The sequence below is a fragment of the Rhizobium sp. CB3060 genome (genome assembly GCF_025200735.1).
Classification (GTDB): Bacteria; Pseudomonadota; Alphaproteobacteria; order Rhizobiales; family Rhizobiaceae; genus Rhizobium.
In genome coordinates this window covers 1,548,107-1,571,526 of sequence record NZ_CP104159.1, presented here as the reverse complement: position 1 = coordinate 1,571,526, position 23,420 = coordinate 1,548,107, and the positions used below count along the sequence as shown (strand labels likewise).

General features: G+C 59.0%; 21 protein-coding genes. 15 read left to right on the top strand and 6 right to left on the bottom strand.

The genetic code is table 11. From position 1 onward, the window contains the following. Both N2601_RS26605 and N2601_RS26600 read right to left on the bottom strand, forming a co-directional pair. A complete protein-coding gene (locus tag N2601_RS26605; RefSeq protein ID WP_260304337.1) occupies window positions 1–1,242 on the bottom strand; it encodes a Zn-dependent hydrolase in 1,242 nt (413 codons plus the stop codon). Continuing rightward, the gene (locus N2601_RS26600) at window positions 1,242–2,468 is read right to left on the bottom strand and encodes a diaminopropionate ammonia-lyase (protein ID WP_260304336.1); all 1,227 of its coding nucleotides are present in this window, start codon (window positions 2,466–2,468) and stop codon (window positions 1,242–1,244) included. Before N2601_RS26600 ends, N2601_RS26605 begins: the two co-directional genes overlap by 1 nt. A gap of 164 nt (window positions 2,469–2,632) precedes the next feature. Between N2601_RS26600 and N2601_RS26595 the strand changes: the two genes are divergently transcribed. From N2601_RS26595 to N2601_RS26585, 3 genes are all read left to right on the top strand, one after another. Then, entirely contained in the window at window positions 2,633–3,139 is a 507-nt protein-coding gene (locus tag N2601_RS26595; RefSeq protein ID WP_260304335.1) for an Lrp/AsnC family transcriptional regulator, read from the top strand. 184 nt (window positions 3,140–3,323) lie between these two features. Next, on the top strand, window positions 3,324–3,794 hold the full coding sequence (locus tag N2601_RS26590) for a hypothetical protein (protein ID WP_260304334.1): 471 nt from the start codon (window positions 3,324–3,326) through the stop codon (window positions 3,792–3,794). A gap of 124 nt (window positions 3,795–3,918) precedes the next feature. Next, on the top strand, window positions 3,919–4,482 hold the full coding sequence (locus N2601_RS26585; RefSeq protein ID WP_260304333.1) for a CYTH domain-containing protein: 564 nt from the start codon (window positions 3,919–3,921) through the stop codon (window positions 4,480–4,482). Here N2601_RS26585 and N2601_RS26580 read toward each other — a convergent pair. Together N2601_RS26580 and N2601_RS26575 are read right to left on the bottom strand one after the other, a co-directional pair. Then, a complete protein-coding gene (locus N2601_RS26580) occupies window positions 4,445–5,392 on the bottom strand; it encodes a DUF2950 domain-containing protein (protein WP_260304332.1) in 948 nt (315 codons plus the stop codon). The two genes, N2601_RS26585 and N2601_RS26580, sit on opposite strands and share 38 nt — an antisense overlap. Before the next feature lie 27 nt (window positions 5,393–5,419). Next, window positions 5,420–6,802: a DUF3300 domain-containing protein gene (locus tag N2601_RS26575; RefSeq protein ID WP_260305259.1), complete on the bottom strand. Its 1,383-nt coding sequence runs from the start codon at window positions 6,800–6,802 to the stop codon at window positions 5,420–5,422. Between the two features lie 827 nt (window positions 6,803–7,629). Here N2601_RS26575 and N2601_RS26570 point away from each other — a divergent pair. The 4 genes from N2601_RS26570 (at window position 7,630) to N2601_RS26555 (ending at window position 12,790) form a co-directional block, all read left to right on the top strand. Next, window positions 7,630–9,318, top strand: a complete 1,689-nt coding sequence (locus N2601_RS26570; RefSeq protein ID WP_260304331.1) for a SulP family inorganic anion transporter — start codon at window positions 7,630–7,632, stop codon at window positions 9,316–9,318. A 55-nt stretch (window positions 9,319–9,373) separates the two neighbouring features. Continuing rightward, window positions 9,374–10,207 (top strand): polyphosphate kinase 2, encoded by an 834-nt coding sequence (ppk2, locus tag N2601_RS26565; protein ID WP_260304330.1) that lies wholly within the window; start codon window positions 9,374–9,376, stop codon window positions 10,205–10,207. A gap of 190 nt (window positions 10,208–10,397) precedes the next feature. Further along, a complete protein-coding gene (locus N2601_RS26560) occupies window positions 10,398–11,390 on the top strand; it encodes an AI-2E family transporter (protein ID WP_260304329.1) in 993 nt (330 codons plus the stop codon). 185 nt (window positions 11,391–11,575) lie between these two features. After that, window positions 11,576–12,790, top strand: coding sequence for an alpha/beta hydrolase (locus N2601_RS26555; protein WP_260304328.1), 1,215 nt, complete (start codon window positions 11,576–11,578; stop codon window positions 12,788–12,790). Between the two features lie 98 nt (window positions 12,791–12,888). On the opposite strand, the gene N2601_RS26550 is transcribed toward N2601_RS26555, so the two are convergent. Beyond that, window positions 12,889–13,197, bottom strand: coding sequence for a hypothetical protein (locus N2601_RS26550; protein ID WP_260305258.1), 309 nt, complete (start codon window positions 13,195–13,197; stop codon window positions 12,889–12,891). Between the two features lie 129 nt (window positions 13,198–13,326). On the opposite strand from N2601_RS26550, the gene N2601_RS26545 reads away from it, so the two are divergent. The 3 genes from N2601_RS26545 to N2601_RS26535 all read left to right on the top strand — a co-directional run bounded on the left by N2601_RS26545 (window position 13,327) and on the right by N2601_RS26535 (window position 16,761). After that, window positions 13,327–15,120, top strand: coding sequence for a hypothetical protein (locus N2601_RS26545; protein ID WP_260304327.1), 1,794 nt, complete (start codon window positions 13,327–13,329; stop codon window positions 15,118–15,120). 139 nt (window positions 15,121–15,259) lie between these two features. Continuing rightward, the gene (locus tag N2601_RS26540; RefSeq protein ID WP_260304326.1) at window positions 15,260–15,604 is read left to right on the top strand and encodes a DUF3302 domain-containing protein; all 345 of its coding nucleotides are present in this window, start codon (window positions 15,260–15,262) and stop codon (window positions 15,602–15,604) included. Next, a complete protein-coding gene (locus N2601_RS26535; RefSeq protein ID WP_260304325.1) occupies window positions 15,604–16,761 on the top strand; it encodes an HlyD family secretion protein in 1,158 nt (385 codons plus the stop codon). The genes N2601_RS26540 and N2601_RS26535 overlap by 1 nt, the downstream gene beginning before the upstream one ends. A gap of 141 nt (window positions 16,762–16,902) precedes the next feature. Here the strand turns inward: N2601_RS26535 and N2601_RS26530 are convergent, their stop codons facing one another. After that, window positions 16,903–17,910 carry a LacI family DNA-binding transcriptional regulator gene (locus N2601_RS26530; protein ID WP_260304324.1) on the bottom strand — a complete coding sequence of 336 codons (1,008 nt, stop codon included), beginning with the start codon at window positions 17,908–17,910 and terminating at the stop codon, window positions 16,903–16,905. Window positions 17,911–18,188: 278 nt separating this feature from the next. On the opposite strand from N2601_RS26530, the gene N2601_RS26525 reads away from it, so the two are divergent. The 5 genes from N2601_RS26525 (at window position 18,189) to N2601_RS26505 (ending at window position 23,404) form a co-directional block, all read left to right on the top strand. Continuing rightward, window positions 18,189–19,433 (top strand): alpha-L-fucosidase, encoded by a 1,245-nt coding sequence (locus N2601_RS26525; protein WP_260305257.1) that lies wholly within the window; start codon window positions 18,189–18,191, stop codon window positions 19,431–19,433. Between the two features lie 34 nt (window positions 19,434–19,467). Continuing rightward, the gene (locus N2601_RS26520) at window positions 19,468–20,253 is read left to right on the top strand and encodes a DUF4037 domain-containing protein (RefSeq protein ID WP_104827371.1); all 786 of its coding nucleotides are present in this window, start codon (window positions 19,468–19,470) and stop codon (window positions 20,251–20,253) included. 86 nt (window positions 20,254–20,339) lie between these two features. Beyond that, entirely contained in the window at window positions 20,340–21,554 is a 1,215-nt protein-coding gene (locus tag N2601_RS26515) for an ABC transporter substrate-binding protein (RefSeq protein WP_260304323.1), read from the top strand. A 100-nt stretch (window positions 21,555–21,654) separates the two neighbouring features. Further along, complete coding sequence (locus N2601_RS26510) at window positions 21,655–22,560, top strand: carbohydrate ABC transporter permease (RefSeq protein ID WP_445945045.1); 906 nt, start codon at window positions 21,655–21,657, stop codon at window positions 22,558–22,560. After that, window positions 22,550–23,404 (top strand): carbohydrate ABC transporter permease, encoded by an 855-nt coding sequence (locus N2601_RS26505; RefSeq protein ID WP_260304322.1) that lies wholly within the window; start codon window positions 22,550–22,552, stop codon window positions 23,402–23,404. Before N2601_RS26510 ends, N2601_RS26505 begins: the two co-directional genes overlap by 11 nt. Window positions 23,405–23,420 lie beyond the last annotated feature (16 nt).

Here is a 23,420-nt window from a genome sequence, read left to right as displayed (position 1 = left end):
TCAGAGCCCTCCGCCCGCAATCTGCTTTACAACGTCGAGAAGCATGTTGGCTCCAGCGACAAGATCCTCGTCCGGTGTCTTTTCCTTGGGATTATGGCTGATGCCGCCAAGGCTCGGCACGAAGATCATCGCCGAGGGAGCGATCCGGGCGATCATTTGCGCATCATGGCCTGCGCCCGAAGTCATGCGGCGGACCGTGTGTCCGCGCTCGGTTGCTGCTTTCTCGATCAGCTCGACGATCTTGCCGTCGAACGTCACCGGCTGAAAGCGGGCGAGGCGCTCGACCTCGAAGGACACGCCTTCCTCCCTCGCCACCTGCGCAAGATAGGCTTCGAGGGCTGCTTCCTCTTCCCTGAGCCGATCCTCGTCCGGATCGCGAAGATCCACCGTGAATGTCGCGCGGGACGGGATGACGTTGATCGCATTCGGCTCGAAGCTCATGCAGCCGACCGTCGCTACCATCGGAGTGTTCGAATTCTTGGCGCGCTCGCGCAGGAACGTGATGACCAGCGCGGCGGCATGTCCGGCATCGCGGCGCATGGAGATAGGCGTCGTTCCCGCGTGGTTCGCGTCGCCGCTGATGGTCACCCGCTGCCAGGAAATACCCTGCAGGTTCTCGACTGCTCCGATCTGGATGCCTTCGCGCTCGAGAACCGGACCTTGTTCGATATGCAGCTCGATATAGGCATGTGGCCGGATGAAGCCTGGTTCATGCTCTCCGTCGTAGCCGATGCGCCGCAGCTCCTCGCCAAGCTTCGTGCCGTCTGTTCCGACCGTCGCAAGAGCCGTGTCGACATCGAGGCCGCCCGCATAGACGAGCGACCCCATCATGTCGGGCGCGTAGCGAACGCCTTCCTCGTTGGTAAAGGCGGCGACCACGATCGGGCGCGACGGCTGGAAGCCCGCCGCGATAAGCGTCTCGATCACCTCAAGACCCGACAGAACGCCATAACATCCGTCATAGATGCCGGCGTTGATGACGGTATCGATGTGCGATCCGAGCATGAGCGGTGCTTCGTCGGAAACCGCAGCGGGCTTCCAGATACCGAATATGTTGCCGATGCGGTCGACGGCGACGTCCAATCCAGCCTGCTCGATCCACGAGACGAACTTGTCGCGTCCAAGCTTTTCTGTATCCGAAGCTGCGAGACGGACGAGCCGGCCGTCACCGCCACGACCGATGTCGCCGAGTTCCATGATTCGGTCGAGCAGCCGTTCGGAGTTGACGGAAATCTCGCTCATCAGGCCACCTTTTCCTTTCTTGCGCTTTGGCCGGCGTTCTTCGCTGCAATGTCTGCCGGCGTTGCGCCGACAAACTTCTCGTAGAGAACGGGATCGGTCGCGCCCTCGGTGTTGATGAGGAAGACGCGGGACTGCGCATCAAGGCCGATCTTCGCCCGCAGTTCCTTGTCGGCAGCAAGCTTCAAAAGGCCGGCGAGGCCAACGCCGCCGCTCTCGCCGGCAACGACCGCCGGGTCTGATCCCCTAGGGTTTGCAAAAAGCTTCATCGCATCGATCGCGTCGGGGTCGTCAACCGTCATAAATGCATCCGCAGCATGCGACAGGATCCGCCATGCCACCAGCGACGGCTCGTAGCACTCCAGCATCGCCATCACGGTGGCTTCGCCATGATCGACCTTGACCAAATGTCCGGCGCGGGCCGTCTCGAAGATGCAGGCTGCGCGGGAGGGATCGACGACCACGAAGAAGGGGCGATTGTCGCCAAAAAGGACGGAGAAGTGGCCAGCAACCGTAGCGGCGATGCCGCCCACGCCTGCCTGCACAAAAACATGGGTCGGCGGTTCCGGCATGTGGCGGAGCGCCTCGGTCAGCAGCGCGGTGTAGCCCTGCATGACGAAGCCTGGAATGCGCTCGTAGCCGGGCCATGACGTGTCGGAGACCGTGATCCAGTTGTTTTCCTCGGCCACGCGAGCCGCTTCCCGGACGGAGTCATCATAGTTGCCGTCGACGCGGACCATGTCTGCGCCGAAACGGGCGATTGCGTCGATGCGCTCCTTGCTGACGCCAGAATGAACGAAGATCGAGCATTTGGCGCCAACGAGCTGCGCGCCCATGGCGACGGAACGCCCATGGTTGCCGTCCGTCGCGCAGGCGACCGTCATTTTCGATGCGATGGATCTCACATCGTCGCTGTGAAGCTCCGCCACACCGACTTCGCGGCCGAGACGCTGCGAAGCTTCCTCCAGTACAAGCTTAATCACGGCATAGGAACCGCCGAGTGCTTTGAAGCTGCCGAGGCCGAGGCGATGGCCTTCATCCTTTACCAGGATCGAACCGATCCCAATCTCGTGTGCAAGGTCCGGCAGCGAGACCAGAGGAGTTGGCTTGTAGTCTTCGCGATGATGCAGGAAGTGCTCGACCGTCTTGGCGGCTTCGACCCCCAGAATCTCGGCGTCGACGGTTTCGAGCGGCTTGCGATAGTCGGCGTGTTTGTTCAGGAGCAGCATCGGGACGTCCTTTCGAAATTAATCCTGACCTGATAATTACTTCATTGCCGGCGAGAAATGCGCTGTATTTTAATGCCTGCTATGAAACATTCGCTCGTTTAGTCGGTCGATTTGGCCTAATTTCGAGCCGATTGGAAAATGTACTCCTCGCAAAGGAAATACGGATGACTGACAAGCATTCTGCAGAAGCCGTGGAGCTCGACCGTTTCGACCTCGCCATCCTGCAGATTCTTCAGAAGGACAACAAAACGCCGCAGCGCTCGATCGCAGAGGCAATCGGCCTATCGGCTCCGGCCGTGCAGCGCCGCATCAAGCGTATGGAGGAGATGGGCACGATCGTTGCCAATGTCGCTGTCGTCGAGCCGTCGCATGTGCGCCACGAGATTACAGTCTTCGTCGAGGTGGAGATGCACAACGAGTTCGCCGCCACGCATGACGCAACGAGGAAATCCTTCGCGGAAGCCCCGGAAGTTCAGCAGTGCTACTATGTGACAGGCGAGGTGGATTTCATTCTTCTCGTGATCGTCAGGACGATGGCCGATTACGACGCCCTGACGAGGCGGTTGTTCTTCGCCAACAAGAACGTGAAGCGGTTTCGCAGCTTTGTCACCATGGACAGGGTGAAGGTCGGATTGAACATTGCTCTGGATCCCAAACGCGACCGGAGCTAGCGGATGCGCCTCTCGGCATTTCGCAGGCTAGGGCAAGCCGCGTTGATCTTCAGTTGGTGTGCAGCAACGGGCGCTATGAAACGCGTCGAGGTAGCCTACCGTAATTTACCAACAATCCTGCGTATCTTACTACGAGGCTTGGTTCGCCTGTCTTATGATCCTTCGAACAGCGGAGGGTCACGTCATGACTGGTGAGGAAAAATCTGAATCCCATCCTTCGATGATCAGTGCGGAAGAATTACGCAAGCGCGCGCTTGAGCTGCAACTCGTGGAGATGCAGCGCGACGAGAAGATCAGAGCGCGTGAGGCCGAAAAACATGCCGAGTTCGTCGAGAACTTCTTTCAGAAACATGTCAGCGAGAAGGAGCGGGAGGTCATTCGCCGCGTGGTGATGAAGGCCGTCGCCGACGGGAAGGTCGAAGCATTGATCTATAGCTTCCCTTCCGACTTCTGCACCGATAGCGGTCGCGCCATCAACAGCAACCGCTCCGATTGGCCTTCGACTCTCCAGGGAAAAGCCAAGGAACTCTACGACCTCTTCAATGAAGTTGCTCGTCCTCAGGGCTACGGCCTCACCGCCGCAGTCATCAATTTTCCGGGCGGCGTGCCTGGCGACATCGGCTTTTTCCTGAATTGGGAGGCGCCGGTCGTCTGATCCCCTATAGAATTGGCGACCGACATGTCCGGCTCCAGCAGTGGTTGGAGCGCAGCAGCGACGGCTGAATTTACCGACGAAGTTCCAGGCGCAACGCCGAGAATATCGGCAATGGGGGCGGCGCATGAGGACAAGAGAGATCGAGCGAAGGTTTCTTGTCCGAAACGATGATTGGCGACGCAAAGCTGTGGCTGCAAGTGAATTGCGCCAGGGCTATCTTCTGTGCGATGCCCACAAGTCGCTCCGTATACGCTTGGTGGACGGCCGGGCGGCTTTCCTGACCGTGAAGTTCAAACGGCAGGGGATCATCCGCGATGAGTTCGAATATGCCATTCCGCTCCTGGAAGCGGAAGAATTGCTTGAACGCGCAATCGGCGCCGTGATTGAGAAGTCTCGCTATAGGGTACCCGTTGGCAGATTCACCTGGGAAATCGACGTCTTCCACGGTGGGCATTCCGGCCTGACGATTGCCGAGATCGAGTTGTTCAGCGAGACGGATCGGCCGGTGCTGCCGCGCTGGCTGGGACCTGAGATCACAGGAAATGCCCGATATTCCAACCGGACCCTGGCGACAATGACTTTGGATCGGTCGGCACAGCTTCGCCTCTTCGGCGCCAAGAGTGCCATGATCACAGACGAGGTTTCAGACTCTATTCGCCGGCTATCGTCCAATTATGGTCCGGATTGAACTCCTTGATGGAGGCGGCAATCTCTGCCGTATTCTCGCCGAGGTCGCGTTCGTAGATCACGCTCTGGTCGCTAATCATGAATGTCTGCACGCCCGTTTCACGATACTTTACTGGCCAGGCGATGAGCGCAAAGCCGTCGGTCATGTTGCCGTTGACGATGTAGCTATGCCGGCCACCGAAGACGTTCGGGCCTTGGCCGGTCAGGATACGATAGCGGTAGCCGAAATAGCCTTCGCCCTTCAGCGCCTTTCCGAATGCCGCATTTTCGATCAAAGCGCTGGCCGGGCTTGCGTCCTCGTCCGTCTCGGCCACCCAGTAAAGGCCGTTCTTCCGTCCCTGGTCGCTGATCAGCACCTGGGCGTATTCGTAGACGCCGTCACCATCCCTGTCTTCGCTGGCGTAAATGCGCTGGGCCATGACATAATCATGCATCGTCTGGATGGTCTGCAACTCGTTTTCGCCGATGCGCCGATTGAGGATTTCTTCCAGGCCCGCTTTCGTGTCGAATGCCCATTTGCCATCCTCGCGTTTCACCAGAGGAAACGGCAGCGGCCAGAGCTTGTCTCCGATCGCGATGATCTTGCGGTCCCAGATGTCCTGCACGGCCACTTGCCTGGCCGCGCCTTCCTTGATCAGGCCGAGGGCGGCCATGGCTTCTTCGCTCGCCTTCAGCCTGGCCGCATCGAGACCCAGCAACTTTGCCAGACCGTCGACATCGTTGGACGTCAGCACCGTCTTGAGGCGATCGACAGCTTCCGACGACTGATCGAATTCGGCCGACTTCTCATGGGACGCAAAGCCCGCGAGCCTTTGCCGGTCCTGCGCCTCGCCAACTTGCCAGCTTGATAAGGAAACGACCGAGGCCACAAACATCAATATGGGCAACTGCATTCTGCGCGTCGTTCTCATCGCCTGCCTCCCCAAAAAATATCGTGTCTATCTCCGGCCTCTACCGCCGCCGCCTCTGCCGCCACCGCCTCTGCCGCCGCCATGCGGCATTGGACGTCCACCGCCACGATGCATTGATCTGGGAGGCTGTCGGTGTGCCGCTCCCATGCTTTGACGGCCACGCTGGGACGCCATCATCTCCCGGCGGCCAGAGGAGACGTTGCCAAGGGCCGAAGGCTGGCGTCCCCTGTTGTCGGGTCTTGAAGCCAGCTTCTGCTGGCCCGAGCGAGCTGCGGCTGCCTTCGTACCTCGATTTGCGCCCGTCGCCGCCTTTGGAGACCGGGGCTCGGCCCGCGCGACATTCGCGGGCCGGTTGGCACCTTGGGCAGTCCGGGCGGTCGGCTTCTGTTTCAATCCTTGCGCCGTATCTCTGCGGACATCGGCCGCACGATTGACGCGATCAGCCGCAGAACCGCTGCGTTCCCGATTGAGGCTCTCCGCCCGGCTGCGCAAATCGTTGCCACCTTCTGACCGGAGATTGTTTCCGATGGCAGACCGGTCCATCTTCGCGAGCTGGTCCTTGCCGATGTTTAATTTGCTGCGGTCAACATTCTTCCAATCGACATCATTCCATTTGACCTTGCCGCTGAAATTGCGGTTGTTGAAGCAGTTGTTGCAGTCGATATCGACGTCGCCGCGCCAATTGCCGCCCCATATGCCCCAATCGTTCCAGTTGACGGCCGCAGCCCATGCAACACCCGTAAATGCGGCTGCGAAAAAGGTTGCTCCCGGGTAGTAATAGCTGGGATAGGAATCCGAATAATAGCCAATCGGTTCGGAAGCGTAGCCGGGCTCATAGAGCATTTCCGGCGCATACTGGGGAACGTAGATCTTCTCCGGATTGGTCGGCTGGATAATGACATTGTCGTTTTCGGTAACGACGGTAATCTTGTCATCGCTCTTGATGATTTTTTTTGCCACTGCCTCGTCGCGCAATTGCTGGATGGCGACCAGAACGTCCTTTTGCTGGTTCGTCAGGGCATTTCCGAACGCCTGCGTCCATTCCAGGTCATCGCTCATCATCTTGACGACCTCCGGATAGTTCAGCAGCGAAATGACGCTGCCGTCCCAGTCGCTCTTGGGCTTTAGATCCGCATTCTTTTTCTTCGCCTCCAGGAAGCGTTGGGCTTCGACGATCTGAAGCGGGAAAAGCGATGCTGCCGAGATGGCCGCGACAAGCTCGTCCGGATAGAGAGCGATGCGTGCGACGAGCACTTCCAGCTCGTCATCGGAAAGTAGCGCGGGCGCATTTTCTGCTGCTTGCGCCGGTGGGGCGCTGCTCGCGGATGTTTGTGAGTAGGCGGGAAATTGTGCCTGAATCGCTAGAAGCGACACCGCTGACAATCCAAAGACGAGGTCTCGAAGTTTCATCCCCATAGCGATCTCTCCCCATAGCGATCTGCGGGACATGCCGCTTTTCTGATACTGCTTTTCGCTCTGAAGCTCCGTCCCGATCAGCGCTGCAGGCCGTATCGAGAGGAGCGGGCTTTCCCCCAAAATAAGGCCCCTTGCAGAGCCCAACTGCCTGCAACTGCTTGCATCGCGCTCGACGCCGCTTCCATCGGTCCGACGTTCGGTCGCAACCATAATATTGCAGTCGATTACATTAGGTATGTATAATACAAGAAGTTACGCAGCACGGGTCAGCCGGGCATCGAGGGTTGCACGTCGCGCAGTGCGGACAGCACCGCACTGGACGAGATTGAGCGGTCAGAAGAGCGACATTCCTTTTAGAGAACAATGGCGAAGGCGCCGGCCGGATTGGTTGTTGAGTCACATTGCGCCAATAACGGTAGGTATGAACTTACTTTCGCTACGGCAATGGCTGTTGCGCAAGGCCCTCGCTCACGTGCGAGCGTGCTGCCGCAGCTATATCTCATCGAGCAAAGTGCGGCCCGTTATTTCTGAACGGCACCTCTTTCGAACCGGCGGCGCGAATTTGCTTTTCCAGTAGCGGCATCAATCCTTCGATCGCCTCGGACGGATGGCGTTCGTATCGGCTTCGATGCGGCACGCGGATGTTACGCGATGCTACACGCGCTGTGACGGCAGCCGCGTTAAAATCCTGTCTGTTTATCAAGAAGAGGACGAACCGTTGGCCGAGCTATGCCTTCGCCAAGCATCGATCAAGCGTTTGGACGCATATGAGGCGGGCTCAGCTTTTTCGATTGGCGTCCTTTGTGGGCGGGAGTTGTAAGATGGCCGTCAGTTTTCATCTGCCCATATTGCGAGGCTTGGGCGGCTTTCAATCCGATTGGCTGCGCAGCGACATTCCCGCCGGCCTGTCGATCGCCGCGGTCGGCTTGCCCAGCGCCATTGCCTATCCCGCCATTGCCGGGCTCCCGCCTGAAACTGGAATTTATGCCAGCATTGTAGCCCCGATTGCCTACGCGCTCTTCGGGCCGTCGCGATTATTGGTGGTTGGGCCTGATGCTGCCACGATGACGGTGCTTGCCGCTGCCATGGGCGTGGTGGTCTCTTCCATGCCCGCAGGCGCTCCGGTTGATCGAGTGGCGATTGCCGCAGCCCTCGCATTGGGCGTTGGGTGCTTCTGCTTTGCTGCGCGGTTATTGCGCCTTGGTGTTTTGGCGAGCTTTCTCTCTCGGCCGATCCTCGTTGGTTTCTTCGCCGGCGTGTCGCTGTCCATCCTTGTCGGCCAGATCAATCGATTCACGGGCGTGCGCATCGAATCGGACGGTCTGCTGGCGCCGATTGCCGAGATACTTCGCAAAAGCGCATCCATCCATTGGCCCTCGCTGTTGTTCGGGCTCGCGATGTTCTGCCTGCTGTGGATCGTCAAAGCGACGCAATCCCGTATTCCAGGGCCTGTGCTCGTCGTTGTGATATCCTGTCTCCTGTCCGCCATCTTCGATTTTCAGGGGAGAGGAATCGCCGTGATCGGCGACATTCCTCGCGGGCTTCCGTCGGTCAGCTTTCCGTCAATTTTACAAATGCCGCTTGATAAGATTGCCCTGGGATCGGCTGCGGTTTTCCTCGTCAGTTTCGGCGCAGGCATCGTGGCTGCCCGGAGTTTCGGAGCGCGCACGGGCGAAGAGGTCGATGCCAATCAGGAATTGATCGGCCTGGGCGCTGCAAACATCGCTCCTGGCTTGTTTGGGTCTTTCCCGATCAGCGTTTCGGACTCGAGAACGGCAATCAATCTTTCGGTAGGCGGCCGCTCGCAGGCTGCCGGTCTGGTGTCCGCGGCGACGCTGATTGCGGCCCTTGTCTTCCTGCACAGCGCATTGCGCATTCTGCCAATCCCTGCTCTTGCGGCAATACTGGCGACCGCTGCGATCGGTCTTATCGACGTTCATGAGCTGAAGAGGATCTGGCAGATCAGCAGAATGGAGTTCGTCTTCGCGCTGATCGCCATGTGGGGCGCCATCAGTTTCGGTGTCTTGAATGGCGTCGTCGTCGCCATCGTTGCGACGCTGATCTATCTCCTGCGCAAGACGATGTTTCCCCATGACGCGCTTCTCGGGCGCATCCCCGGCCGGGATGGCTTTTACGATATGCGGCGGTTTCCCGATGCCACGGGGATCCAGGGCACGGCGATATGCCGGATCCAGGGCAGCGTCTTGTTCTACAATGCGGATTACGTTCGTACGCGATTGCGTGACATCGCCAGGAATCTCACGCCGGACACGCGGCATTTCGTGCTCGATGCCGGCGCAATAGTCCATCTCGACAGCACGGGCGCTGCTGCGCTCGACGCGGTTCAAGCGGCCTTGCAGGAGCAGGGCGTCGTCTTCTGCGTGGCGGAGTTGAACGCCGAGGCCAAGGCGCTGCTGCAACGTGCGGGTGTTGTCGACCGCATCGGTGTGACGAGTTTCTTTGATGACAAAGAGGATGCCATCCGGTCGTTCCGCCTTCAGGAAGTGTGACCCAGGCAAGAGCGAGACGGGGCATCACAGATATCGCAACTCAGGGAGGGAAGTCATGAACAAGATGTATGATCCCAATCGCGAAGGGGAAGCGGATAGCGGTGGAAAGAAGAAAAAGCGCACCAAGGATTATGAGAAGGAAATCGCGAAACTGCAGGTCGAACTGGCGCATCTGCAGGCTTGGGTCAAAAATTCTGGCGCTCGCATCGTGATCATCTTCGAGGGTCGCGATGCCGCCGGCAAGGGCGGCACGATCAAGCGCCTCACGGAGCGCGTCAGTCCGCGGGTGTTTCGCGTGGTTGCCCTGCCGGCACCCAATGACCGTGAAAAATCACAGATCTATATGCAGCGCTACATTGCTCATCTCCCGGCCGCGGGCGAAGTCGTCATCTTCGATCGTAGCTGGTATAACCGCCCTGGCGTCGATCGTGTCATGGGTTTCTCCACGGAAAAGAAGGCCCGTCGTTTCCTTGAACTCGCTCCGCGTTTCGAGGCTGCCATCGTCGAAAGCGGCGTAATTCTGCTGAAGTATTTCCTGACCGTTAGCGAACATGAGCAGGAGCGTCGCTTCAGGAGGCGGATCGACGATCCGGTGCGGCAATGGAAGCTAAGTCCGATGGACTTGGAATCCTACCGCCGCTGGTGGGACTACACACGGGCCTATGACGAAATGATCAGAATGACGGATACGCAGCATGCGCCCTGGTGGATCGTGCCTTCGGACGACAAGAAGAAGGCGCGCATCAATTGCATCTCGCATATTCTGAAATCGATCCCCTATGAACGGGTGAAGTTCGAGAAACCTGAACTGGGCAAACGGCAGAAGCGGCCTTCGGACTATGTCGAGGACGACGGCGTCCGCCATATCGTGCCGGACCTTGTCTGGTAAGCTGTAGAATCCGCCGGGGCTTTGTGCCATGCAATCGATCTCAGCACCGCCCGTACAGGAAGTTGCGGCAGACACCGGCAGCGTCCGGTCGAGCTCGAATTCCGCTGACGCGCGCATAAGCGAGTTTATCCGACTGGGTGTCGTCGGTCTTTTCGCCTATTGGTCCTTTACGATCGTCGCTCCCTTCATCTTGATCTTCGCCTGGGCGGCGATCCTGGCGGTGGCCCTTTTTCCTCTCTTTGAACTGTTAAGGAGATTGCTTGGCCGTCGCGGCATTGCCGCGGCAGTCCTGATCGTCGTCGCGTGCCTCGCGATCGTGATCGCGCCGCTTGCGGCCATCTTGTTCAGCTTCGCCGACGGTACGCGCGCGCTTCTGACCGGCCTGAAAGAAGGGACGGTTGTCTTGCCTTCGGCGCCTCAGAGCATAAGGGCCTGGCCATATGTCGGGGAGCGCGCCTTTGAGATTTGGAACTACGCCATCGCCAACTTTACGGTGATGCTGAAGCAGTTCCAGGAGCCGATAAAGGCGGCTGCAGGCGTCATTCTGGAGAGAACGGCGGCTCTTGGGGGCGGTGTGCTCAGTTTCATTGCATCCGTACTGCTGTGCGGCTGCTTCCTGGTTGCAAGACAGCAACTGGTAACGTCGGTGAACTTGGTCGTTGCTCGGATCGCCGGCAACAGAGGAACCGATTTCGTTCGTCTGGCAAGTATGACTGTCCGCAATGTTTCCCGTGGTATCATCGGCATCGCATTGCTGCAAACGCTGCTCTGCGGGCTTATCTTTTTTCTCTTCGACGTTCCGGCAAAAGGCGCGCTGACCTTCGTGGTCTTCGTATTCTGCATCATCCAGATCGGACCAGGTATCGTGCTGCTGCCCCTGGTCATTTGGGCCTGGTTCACCTGGCCATTCCCGGATGCTTTGCTGTTCACGCTTCTCGCAGTGCCGGTCACCGTTCTCGACAATATTTTAAAGCCGATTTTGATCTCGCGCGGTCTATCCACGCCGATGCCCCTGATCTTGCTTGGCGTTATTGGAGGAGCTTTGGCGCACGGTTTGGTAGGCTTGTTTCTCGGCCCGGTGGTTCTTGGTGTTTTCTATGATCTGTTCGTGGCCTGGACGAGCCCCATCCTTCCTGCCGGTGACAATTCTCCCGAAACCTCGCAAGAGGTGGCTGTTTCCTGACCGTAAGCTGAGCCTTCCTGCCGCCAAGTTGCCCACCCGTATCATACGGGCGAAGAAAAGCACCATCGCGTAAGTTACTACCAATGCCAGAGCTGCCGCCTATGATCCGATGGCCGCTTCGGAGCGATGGTCCGAACGGAGGCTGCCGGCGTGCGATCAGGTGCACCGTTCGATTGGAAAAATGCATGCTTAGAAGGTCTCTGGTTGTTCTGCTTTCAGTCCTTTCAGGATGCGGTCATCCGAGCGGCGTAATGACGCCGGTGACGCTTTCGGCATCGGCGCCGCCCACTGCGAAGGTGGACATGCTCGTCGCAACCACCCGCCAGCCCTCCGGCGATCCGGCCACGCTGTTCAATGGCGAGCGCAGTCCGAAGCCCTATTTGACGGAGGTAGCGGTCTCGATCCCGCCCAAACGCCAGCCTGGCACCGTGCAGTGGCCGCATCGGCTGCCGCCCAATCCAGCAACCGACTTCGCCGTCATCCGCGTGAAGCAATTGGAGACGGTCGCGGAGGGTCGAGCATGGTTCCGTCAGCACGTCGTCGGCGGACACGCGCTCGTTTTCATTCATGGCTTCAACAACAAATACGAGGATTCCGTCTTCCGGCTGGCCCAGATCGTCCATGACAGCGGAATGCAAGCGACGCCGGTCCTCTTCACATGGCCCTCCAGGGCGCAGCTCATCGCCTATCAATATGACAAGGAAAGCACCAATTATTCACGAACCGCGCTTGAGCAGGCGCTTCACACGCTCGCTGCGGATCCGGATGTAAAGGACATCACCATTCTCGCCCACTCGATGGGAACGTGGCTCGCCATGGAGTCCCTCCGGCAGATGGGCATCCGCGATGGCCATGTGAACCCTAAGATCCACAATGTTATTCTCGCATCGCCGGATATCGACATCCAAGTCTTCGCCAAACAGTATGTGGAGATGGGGGCGCCGAGGCCGAAGTTCACCATCTTCGTGTCTCAAGACGATAAAGCGCTCGCGGTGTCGAGCTTTATCACGGGAAGGGTCTCCCGCTTGGGTGCGATCAACCCGACGGAAGAGCCCTATCGAACGAAACTCGAAAAGGCGGGAATTACGGCAATCGACCTGACAAAGGTCAAATCCGATGACGCACTGAACCACGGCAAGTTCGCGGAAAGTCCGGAAATAGTCCAGCTCATCGGCAAAAGGCTGATGACCGGTCAGCCGCTTACGGATTCGAACGTAACGCTAGGGCAGGGCATCACGGCTGTCGTCGGCGGCACGGTATCGAATATAGGCACGGTTGCCGCCGCGGCTGTTGCTGCTCCTGCTACCATAGTCGAGCAGCCGTTGCGACCAAGGAGGAAGCAGCCGGCTCCCGAAGGTACGCTCCAAGGTGATCTCCAACCGCAGCAGCTAGTGAAATAACCCGCCGCCCGATGCCGTTGGCTGAATGCCCGCTGCGGAGCAATTCTCATGATTTCCCAACCAATTCATGGGCTGCATCGGTTCAATCTGGTGATGCGCTAAGACTTGGGGCGCCCTGGCTGCGGCCGTAAGATCACAAGTTTCGAATTGCGAATTGCATCGCGAATTTCACCGGAAAGAGCATCGACGAGTCCGGCGTATTCCTGGCGTCGCGCTTCCCGGACATTGTCGGGGAGATCGTCCACCCGCGTCAGCGTTTCGACGGCGGCTGCAAGGTCTTCGCACATGCTGCGAAAAGTTTCGTCTACGCTAAAGAGCTGTTGTACCCGCGCGACTTCATGGGGAAAGCGCACCTCGACGATTTGAAGCGCGGACAAATGCGTTGAACTATTTTTTCCCGATATCATCCCCGCCCCGCTCGTCATGATCACGTCAAGCAGATTGAGACATTATATTGCCACTACCTTAATTAGAGGCGTAATATACATGAACATACAAGGGCGATAAGACGACCGCTACGGTCGCAGGGGGACACCATGCAGAGCGCTTGGGCAAGCGGCGGAGACGACACGTCGTCTCCTGAGATGTGGGAGATCCGGGAGCAGCTTCAGCGAATCCTCTCAAGTGAAGAGTTCCTGGCACCGGAGCGGGGCCGCAGGTTTTTGGAATATGTCGTTGAAGAGACGCTGGGCGGACGGGCTGATTATCTCAAGGCTTACACGATTGCACAGGAGGTTTTTGCCCGGGATGCGTCGTTTGATGCTCAGAACGATCCGGTCGTCAGAATAGAAGCCGGCCGGATTCGTCGCGGCCTCGAACGCTACTATCTAGTTGCCGGGTGGGCAGACCGGATCATCATCACCATACCGAAAGGTGCCTATATACCTTGTTTCCGGTATGCGACTGCTGCTGACAGGCTGGCCGATCGGCCCGATCCCGACAATGTCCTGGAGACCCCGGCCGAAGTGCAGAAGCCGGTGATCGTGGCCGATCGCACGGATAAGGCACCTCCGCCCGTGTGGCTGTGGTATGCGATTTCCGCGGCGATAGTCCTGACGACGTTCGTCGCCATTATCCCGCCGTTGAGCACGTTCTTCTTTTCATCGCATAGGGCTCAAAATGCCGCTCCGGCTCCGGCATCTGGAAGCGTTCCCAAAGTTCTCGTCGAACCGTTCGAGGAAATTTCAAAGGAGGGCGGATCCGCCGACATCGCCCGGGGGCTTACGGACGAAGTCATTGGCGAGCTTGCGAAATTCAAGGAAATTGCCGTCATTGCAAAGGAGCCGCTTTCCAGCCCGGACGTGCGGGTGGAAGAACCGCGCTTTGCGCTGCAGGGAGGTATACGCGTCGAGGGAAACAAGCTTCGGCTTACGGCCAGACTTGTCCGTCGTTCAGATGGATCGGTGACTTGGGCGAACAATTACGACAGGGACCTTCGAGTGCAGGATATACTTGAGGTGGAAGCCGATATCGCACGGCGCGTCGCGACGGCTGTCGCCCAGCCTTACGGCCTGATCTACCAGGCCGACGCCGCACGTTTAGCCCAATCTCCGCCCGACGACTGGGATGCCTATGCATGCACCTTGTCCTATTATAATTATCGGATCGACCTGAATCCGCAAAACCATGCCGCCGTGCAGGACTGTCTCAAGCGCACGACCGAGCGTCTTCCGGCTTATGCAACCTCATGGGCATTGCTCTCTCTGACCTATCTGGACGAGATTCGTTTCCAGTACCGGCTGGACATGCCGCAATCACCACATCCGTTGACGCTTGCTCTTGAAACCGCCAAACGTGCGGTGGAAATCGACCCTCAGAATGCTCGGGCGTTGCAGGCATTGATGCTCGCGAACTTCTTCAACGGCGATGTTGACGCCGCGTTGAGGGAGGGAGCCGCCGCCTATGCGATCAATCCGAACGACACGGAAGTTGCCGGAGAATATGGATTCAGGCTCGCCTTCTCAGGAAAATGGGAAACGGGTTGCGAACTGATGTCGAGTGCCATCAGCAGAAACCCAGGCCCGATCGGATATTATGAAGTGGGCATGGCACTTTGCGCCTATATGCGGCGGGACTATCAGGCGGCCGAGCTTTGGGCGCGTATGGCAGATCTCAAATATAATCCGATGCACCATCTCGTGCTGCTCGCGATCCTTGGCGCGGAGGGCAAGCTCGATGAAGCCAGCCGAGAACAGGACTGGCTCAAATCGAATGCGCCCGCACTCCTGACCAATATTCGTAGGGAAGTCGCAATACGGCTGCAGCGCCCATCGGACCAAGAGCATTTCCTTTCAGGATTAAGATCGGCCGGCGTCACAGTTACCCCCTGAAATCAAGGTTTTGCTGAAAACTCTGCGGCTTGGCTAATAGACGATACGTGATGCTACAGGCGTTTGAGGTCTGGCGGCGTTACTATCTCCTCCTCGATGACGGCCGGTCGGCTTGGTCACAGGCCGAAAAGGAGGAACCGTGTTTCTCGACTATTTTGCACTTGGGGTGCTGATTTTCATGGTGGTCACTCTCTTCTATGCGGTGATCGCGATTCATGACATCCCGCATCTGATCGCCAAGGCTCGCAACCACCCTCACCAGGATGCCATCCATGTTGCCGGTTGGGTGAGCCTGTTCACCCTGCACGCGATTTGGCCGTTTCTCTTCATTTGGGCGACCCTCTACCGGGAGGACCGCGGTTGGGGAATTCGGCCCGATGGCAAGCTTTCGCGCGAAGCCGAAGCAAATGCCGAAATCGCACGTCTTCATGCCCGGATCGCTGAGCTCGAAGCGCAACCGTCGTCGGAGAGGGAGAAAGCCTGATGGATCTGCTCCTGATACTCACTTATGCCGCGATCTGCTTTACGATCTTTAAGGTGTTCCGGATTCCGGTAAACCAATGGACACTCTCGACAGCGGTCCTGGGTGGCATCTTTTTGATCGGGGCCCTGCTGCTCATCATGAGCTACAATCATCCCTATTCCGGGGACGGGCGCATCTATTTCACTTCGGCGCCGGTCATTCCCGTCGTCGGCGGGCAGGTCGTGGAAGTCCCGGTCGAGCCGAACAAGCCGCTGAAGAAGGGCGATGTGCTCTTCCGCATTGATCCGCGACCCTACCAGTTTGTCGTCGATCAGAAGAAAGCAGCGCTTGCCGAGGCGAAGCAGACGGTCCTTCAATTGAAGGCTGCTCTCGACGCCGCCAATGCCGGAGTCGTCGGAGCGGAAGCCTCGCGAGATCGTGCGTTGCAGGCATTCGAGAAATTCCAGAACTCAAATGAGAACGCGAAATCCAGCGGCCGGGGTGCCGTCTATTCCGAACTGGAGGTCGAAAACCGGCGTGGTATCTATCTGACCGCCGAAGCCGCCGCAGATACGGCACGTGCCCAGGCTGTCCAGGCAAAACTCGCCTATGAATCCGAGATCAACGGTACGAACCCAACCGTCGCCCGGTTGACGGCGGAACTGGGCAATGCGGAATACGAGCTTGACCAGACGACGGTGCGTGCGCCGAGCGATGGCTATGTGACCCAGGTCTTCCTTCGCCCCGGCATGATGGCCAACCCGTTGCCATTGCGTCCGGTGATGGTGTTCATCAACAGTGAGGACCGAATGCTCGCCGCAGCGTTCATCCAGAATTCGCTACAGCGCGTGAGTGTCGGCGACGACGCCGAAGTCGCTTTCAAGGCGGTTCCTGGCAAAATTTTCAAGGCACGCGTCGAAGAAGTCATCGACGTCATGGCCCAGGGACAGCTTCAGCCTAGCGGAGCGCTAATCGATCCGCAGTCGCCGGAGCGTACCGCACCGGGACAGACGCTGGCGCGTATCGAACTGCTCGAAAATACGGACAAATATCAATTGCCGGGAGGCGTCGTTGCGGAGGTTGCGGTCTATACCGAGCACTGGCATCACGTCGCCGTCCTCCGAAAGGTCCTTCTGCGCATGAGCAGTTGGATGAACTACGTCTTCCTGGAGCACTGAACGGCGAGGCAATCGCGCAGGACGTAGGAAGAGGCAGAACCGGCGATGGAGATGGAGGGCTGCGCGCATGAGCAGCCCTGCCGCATGAGCGGTTTTGCTGCGCCCTTGATATGAGATCGCCGCGCTTCGATGTGCGATGCCCTAAATTCTTCGGCAGGAATTGCCCGGAACGAATTTCGGCGTCAGCACAAAATCCCGTGCCGGCTCGACGGCGCCTTCCGGATTGGTGATGCGGTGCATGAGGCGGCGGGCGATGATGCCGCCGAGCGCCAGTGTGTCCTGAACCACCATGGTAATGCGCGGCGTGATGACCGAACTCCATTGCACATTGTCGATCATCGCGAGCGAAATGTCTTCCGGACAGCGGAACCCCAGCTCCTGCATGGCCTGTAATGCCGAAAGCGCCACGGTGTTGTTGGCGCCAAGGATTGCGGTGGGCCGCTCGGGCTGGATCAGCAGGCGCATGGCCGCTTCGTAGCCGGCGGTGCGCGTGAACTGCCCGTCGACGGCGAAATTCGGGTTCACCTCAACGCCGGCATTGGCCATGGTCTCGGCAAAGCCGCGATAACGCTCCGTCGCCGTGTGCATATGGCTCGGGCCGGTGATGAAGGCGATGCGCTTGTGGCCAAGCTGAAGAAGATGCTCGGTCAGCATTGCGCCGGCGAGGTAATTGTCGGACCCGACGAAATCGCGCTCGATCCCGGCAACCTTCTGGTCGAAGCAGACGATCGGCACGTTCAGGCCTGCGATGAAATCGATATAGTTCTGGTCATAACCGGACGGCGCAAGCGCCAGGCCGGCAGTCTTAAGGCCGATCAGGTGCTCGACCATCGCCCTCTCGCGATCCGTCTTGCCGGAGGAATCGGTGACGACGACGAAATGCTCGTGGTCGAGCGCATAGTTTTCCAGCTCGCGCCGGATATCCCCGAAAAACGGGTTGCCGACATTGCCGACGACGAAACCGATCATGCGGCTGCGTCCGCGCGCAAGGCTTTGGGCAAGCGGGTCGGCAACGAAGCCGACCGCGGCAATCGCCTGGCGAATTTTTTCCAGCGTTTTCTGGCTGACCCGCGCCGGATTGCTGAGCGCCAGCGACACCGTCGAGACGGATACGTCAGCGAGTTTGGCGACATCACGAATTGTGGCCATGAATTTTTCGAACCGTTTCTATCGCCTTTTGCTTTCCGATCGAAGGTACTTCCCTCAATGAATCGCTGTCACAAATCTAACATTTATAGGCCGTGAAGCAATATGCAGAAAGAGATTTCAACAGCGCGCTTGACATGCAGGGCAGGAGGGTCAATGATTAAATCGAACCGGTTCGATTAAGCCGTAACACTTGGGAGGATAGTGTGACCGACGCAGCGATCAGTAGCGGCCGTGATGTGGCCGATGGCAAAGCATGGTTTGGACGCGACCGCTTCGGCATGTTCATTCACTTCGGGCTGTACGCCCTCGGCGCACGGCATGAATGGCTGAAGAACCGCGAGGAGTTCACCACCGAGGCCTATCAGAAGTATTTCGACAACTTCGATCCCGACCTCTACGACGCCCGCGAATGGGCGCGTCGCGCGCGCCAAGCCGGCATGAAATATGTCGTCCTGACCGCCAAGCATCACGAGGGTTTTTGCCTGTGGGACAGCAAGGTCACCGACTACAAGGTCACCAACACGCCCTATGGCAAAGACCTGATTGGCCCTTATGTCGAAGCGCTTCGCGCCGAGGGGCTGAAGGTCGGCTTCTATTATTCGCTGCTCGACTGGCATCATCCGGATTTCCCCATCGACGGGCATCACCCGCAGCGCAACCATCCCGACGCCGCCAAGCTCAATGAGGGCCGCGACGTCAAGCGTTATGCCAAGTACATGCGCGATCAGGTGACCGAACTTCTGACGAACTTCGGCAAGATCGACGTGATCTGGTTCGATTTCAGCTATCCCCGCCGCGTGTACAAGGGGCTGCCCGGCAAGGGCCGCGCCGATTGGGAGAGCGAAGATCTCATGAAGCTGGTGCGCCAACTACAGCCCGATATCATCGTCGGCGACCGCCTAGATCTTCCGCGCGACGCAGATCACATGCCCGACCTGGTGACGCCGGAACAATATACGCCGCGTGTCGCTCCGACGGTTGCCGGATTGCCGGTGCGCTGGGAGGCCTGCCACACCTTCAGCGGTTCCTGGGGCTACTATCGCGACGAGACGAGCTGGAAGGATGCAGGTCAGCTCATCAACATCCTGGTCGATACGGTTTCGCTCGGCGGCAACCTGCTGATGAATGTTGGCCCGACCGGCCGCGGCACTTTCGACGCCCGCGCCATCAAGGCGCTCGACACCTATGGCGAATGGATGCGGCTGAACGGTCGTGCGATCTGCGGAGCCGGCCCCTCTACTTACAAGGCTCCGAGCGGCTGCCGCTTCACCCAGAAGGGCAATCGGCTCTATCTGCATATCCAGACCTGGCCGTTCCGCCACATTCATATCGAAGGGCTGGGGCGTAAGGTCAAATATGCGCAGTTCCTGCATGACGCCAGCGAACTCCATTGGCTCGATCCGGATGCCGATGTCGATTCCAATATCGGCGTCGCGGTTGGCGAGGGCGTACTGAGCCTGGAGCTGCCGGTGCTCAAGCCGGATGTCGTCACGCCGGTCATCGAACTGATCCTCAAGGACTGAAGGAGATAGCGAAACCCAGCCGCCCGGTGCTGTCATGAGCCGCGAAGCCGAACTCATTGCCGCGATGACCCCCTTGATCGCCGATCTGGCCGAAGACGGCAATGGCGCCGTCGCGCTCGCCGGGTCGCGCGGCAAGGGGTGGTCGGATGCGCAATCGGATTTCGACTTCCGGGTCTATGCCGATGCCTATCGCGGACCGGAGGTTCGGCAAACCGAGGCATGGAGGCGTTTCGAAGCGGCTCTGCAAAGCTGGCAGGCCGAGGGTATCCGCATGGATGGGGTCTGGATGCGCCGTTACGCAGGCGTGCAGCGCGATCTGGAATCCTGGCTTGCCGGCATGCCCGTGCCCAAAACCTTCGAATGGACGATCTGGGGCTATCACCTGCCGACCGATCTCGCCAGCCAGCAGATCATCGCGGATCCGCGCGGTCTGTTGACCGGCTGGAAGCGGCAATTGGCGGAGTATCCGGAAGCACTCAGGGCCTCCGTCCTCAGCCAATACATGGACATCCTGCGCTACTGGGCCAGGGATTATCACTATGAGAGCAAGGTCGCTCGCCGCGATCTCGTCTTTCTCGTGGGGCTGACGGGCAAGCTTGCCAACGCCATTCTGCAGACGGTCTTTGCCCTCAACCGGGTCTATTTCCCGGGTGACGGCTGGAATCTGCCCATGGCAGCCGAACTCGAGCGGCTGCCCCCTGACTTCCTGCAGCGGATGACCGCCATTCTGGAGCCGGGACAAGGTTCGGACCCCTGGCGGCGCCAACGAACGGAACTGATCGGCCTGATCGCCGACCTGGAGGTTATGATCGCGGCCTGAACGAGCCGCAAGACCAAGCCGGAGGGGAGCGTCCGGAGTGTGATCAGCGTCACTGCAACCAAAGCTATTATGGAGGAGGAGCCATCATGAAACGTTCATTGATTTTTGCCGCCGCCCTTGCGGCGAGTTCACTACCTGGCATCGGCGCTAAGGCGCAGGATGCTCCCGTGACCCTTACCTGGCAGATGTGGGGCGAGCCCAACGATGCGCAGCTCTGGCAGCAACTGGCCGATCTCGTCACCCAGCAATATCCCAACATCAAGGTCCAGCTACAGCTTTCGGGCTGGACGGATTATTGGACGCGCCTGCCGGTTCTGACGGCATCGGGCCAGGTCGCCGACATCGTCTCGATGCAGTCTATGCGTATGCCCAATTTCTATTCGATCCTCACGCCGCTCGACGACTACGTGAAGAACAGCGACGTGAAGGTGGCGGACTTCGAGACATCGATCATGTCCGGGCTCTCTCATGACGGCAAGCTCTACGCGCTGCCCTATGACGTCGGCCCCTGGATGGTCTTCTACAATCGCGACAAGTTTGCCGCCGCCGGCTTGAAGGAGCCTGCCAAGGACTGGACCTTCGATGACTTCAAGGCGGATGCCAAGACGCTGACGAAGGACGGAACCTATGGTTACGGCACCCAAGGCTTCGATTTTATTGCCGGCCCCGTCGCCCTCGGTGCGGAATACTTCAATTCCGATAATGAATTCGACCTGACCAATGCCGGCTTTGTCGATGCCTTTAGCAAATATGCCGATCTCACTGCCAAGGACAAACTCTCGCCCGTCTTTGCCTCGGCAGCCGATGCCTCCGCAGCAAGCGGCCGCTTCGCCTCGGGCAATGTCGCCATGTATATCGACGGTCCCTGGACGCTGATTACCGCGCAGGCCAACGTCAAGTTCAAGATCGGTATCGCGCCTCTGCCACGCGGAAGCGGCCCGTCGCGCTTCATCACGGCCGGCTCGGGCTGGGGCATTTCCGCCACCAGCCAGCACAAGGATGCGGCTTTCAAGGCGCTGCAGGTGCTGAGCGGTCCGAAGGCGGCCGAGATCCTCGGCTCGGCCGGGCGCGCGCTGCCGGCCCGTCTTGCGCAGCAGACCGCCTGGTATGACGGCGCGGCCAAAAATGTCAGCGGCACCCGCGACACGCTGCAATATATGTTCGCCCACACCACGCCGTTCCGTATCAACGAGAAATGGAACCAGTTCGAGAATCTGGTGATGCAATATGTGCCGCTGGCGCTGACGGGAGACTCGAAACCCGAGGGCGTGCTGAGCGACATTCAGAGCCAGCTTCCCTAGCCCCCAAGGGATCTGGCCTGCCTGCGGCCGGGCCTACCAGCTCGACCGCAGCGCCCTTGCCGGAAAGGAGAGGCCCATGATGCTGGGCAAACACACCGACATGATCGCAAGACCAAGGCCACGCTCGCGCAAATGGTTCAGAGGCGAGGGATGGACGGCCTTGTTCTTTCTGCTGCCGGGCCTGATCGGCATCGTGCTATTCCTCGTCCTGCCGATCCTTGCTTCGATCGCGCTCAGCTTTACCAACTGGCAATTGCTCGGTACGCCGCGTTTCGTCGGCATTTCCAATTACACGCGCCTGTTTACGACCGACCCGCAATTCTGGACGGTCATGCGTAACACCATCTTCTTCACGGTCGAATATCTGGTGCTGAATATCGTCATTTCGCTGGGGCTGGCGACCTGGATTTCGAGCCTGAAGATCGGACAGCGCTGGTTCCGGGTGATCTTCTTCCTTCCGACTTTCACCCCGCTCATCGCGGTCGCCATGGTCTGGATGCTGATCTTCACCAGCGGCGGCCTTTTCGACAGCCTGATGGCTGCGTTGTCATTGCCGTTCTCAGGCGTCCTCAACGATCGCACGCTCGCCATGCAGGCTGTGGTGCTCACATCGATCTGGGCTGGCGTCGGCTACAATACGGTTCTCTTCAACGCTGCTCTCGACATGGTGCCGGCGACCTATCTGGAAGCGGCGCGGATCGACGGCGCCACGGCCTGGGACCGTTTCTGGAAAATCCGCCTGCCGCTGATCTCTCCGACCTTGTTCTTCGGCACGGTGATGACGGCGATTACGTCGCTGCAGGTCTTCGACCAGATTTTCGTCATGACGAAAGGCGGGCCGGGATCGTCGACCGCAACGCTCGGCTACGCCATCTACCAGCGCGGCTTTCAGAATTTCCAGATGGGCTATGCCTCGGCAATCGCCTGGGTGATGTTCGCGCTGATCATGGCGCTGACCGCCCTGCAATTCTGGTTCCAGCGCAAATGGGTGCATTATGACGCTTAAGTCCAAGGCCAGAGCGCGCCGGAAGCTGGTGCTCGATATCATCAATCACGCCGCCCTTGCGCTCGTGGCGCTCGCCTTCCTATTTCCTTTTTTCTGGATGGTCTCGAATGCAGTGCGCTCGAATGCCGAAGTGACGGCAATACCGGTGCGCATCCTGCCAGAGGTCTTCGAATGGGGTAATTTTGCCGCTGCCTGGACTAGGCTGCCCTTCGGCCGCTTCTTTCTCAACAGCGCCGTCATCGCCGTCTGCGTGACTGTTATCACCGTCGTCGTCTCCTGCCTTTCCGGCTACGCTTTTGCGCGGCTGAAGTTCAGAGGGCGTGAAACCTTGCTGCTGGGCTATATCGGCACGCTGATGGTGCCGCCGCTGATGCTCATCATTCCCCTGTTTCTGATCGTCAACAAGCTGGGCCTGGTCAACACTTTCCCCGGCGTGATCCTGCCGATCTCCTTCGGCACCTTCGGCGCATTCCTGATGCGGCAGTTCTTCCTCTCCATTCCCATGGAGCTGGAGGAAGCCGCAAGGATCGACGGCGCGTCGCGCCTGCGTATCCTCATCAGCATCATCGTGCCCCTGTCGATGCCGGCGATCGGGCTGCTGTCACTGTTCACCTTCATCGGGCAGTGGAACAATTTCCTCTGGCCCCTGATCGTCATGACCGGTGCCGACAATGCCACGCTGCCAGTCGGTCTCACCCTGTTCCAGACGCAGCAGGGCACGCAATGGAACTATCTGATGGCGGGCGCCGCCCTTTCCATGCTTCCCGGGATCTTCCTCGCGATCATCCTGCAGAAGCTCATTTACAACAGCATCGCACTCAATGCGGGCATGGGCGGGCGTTGACGCACCGGCCGACATT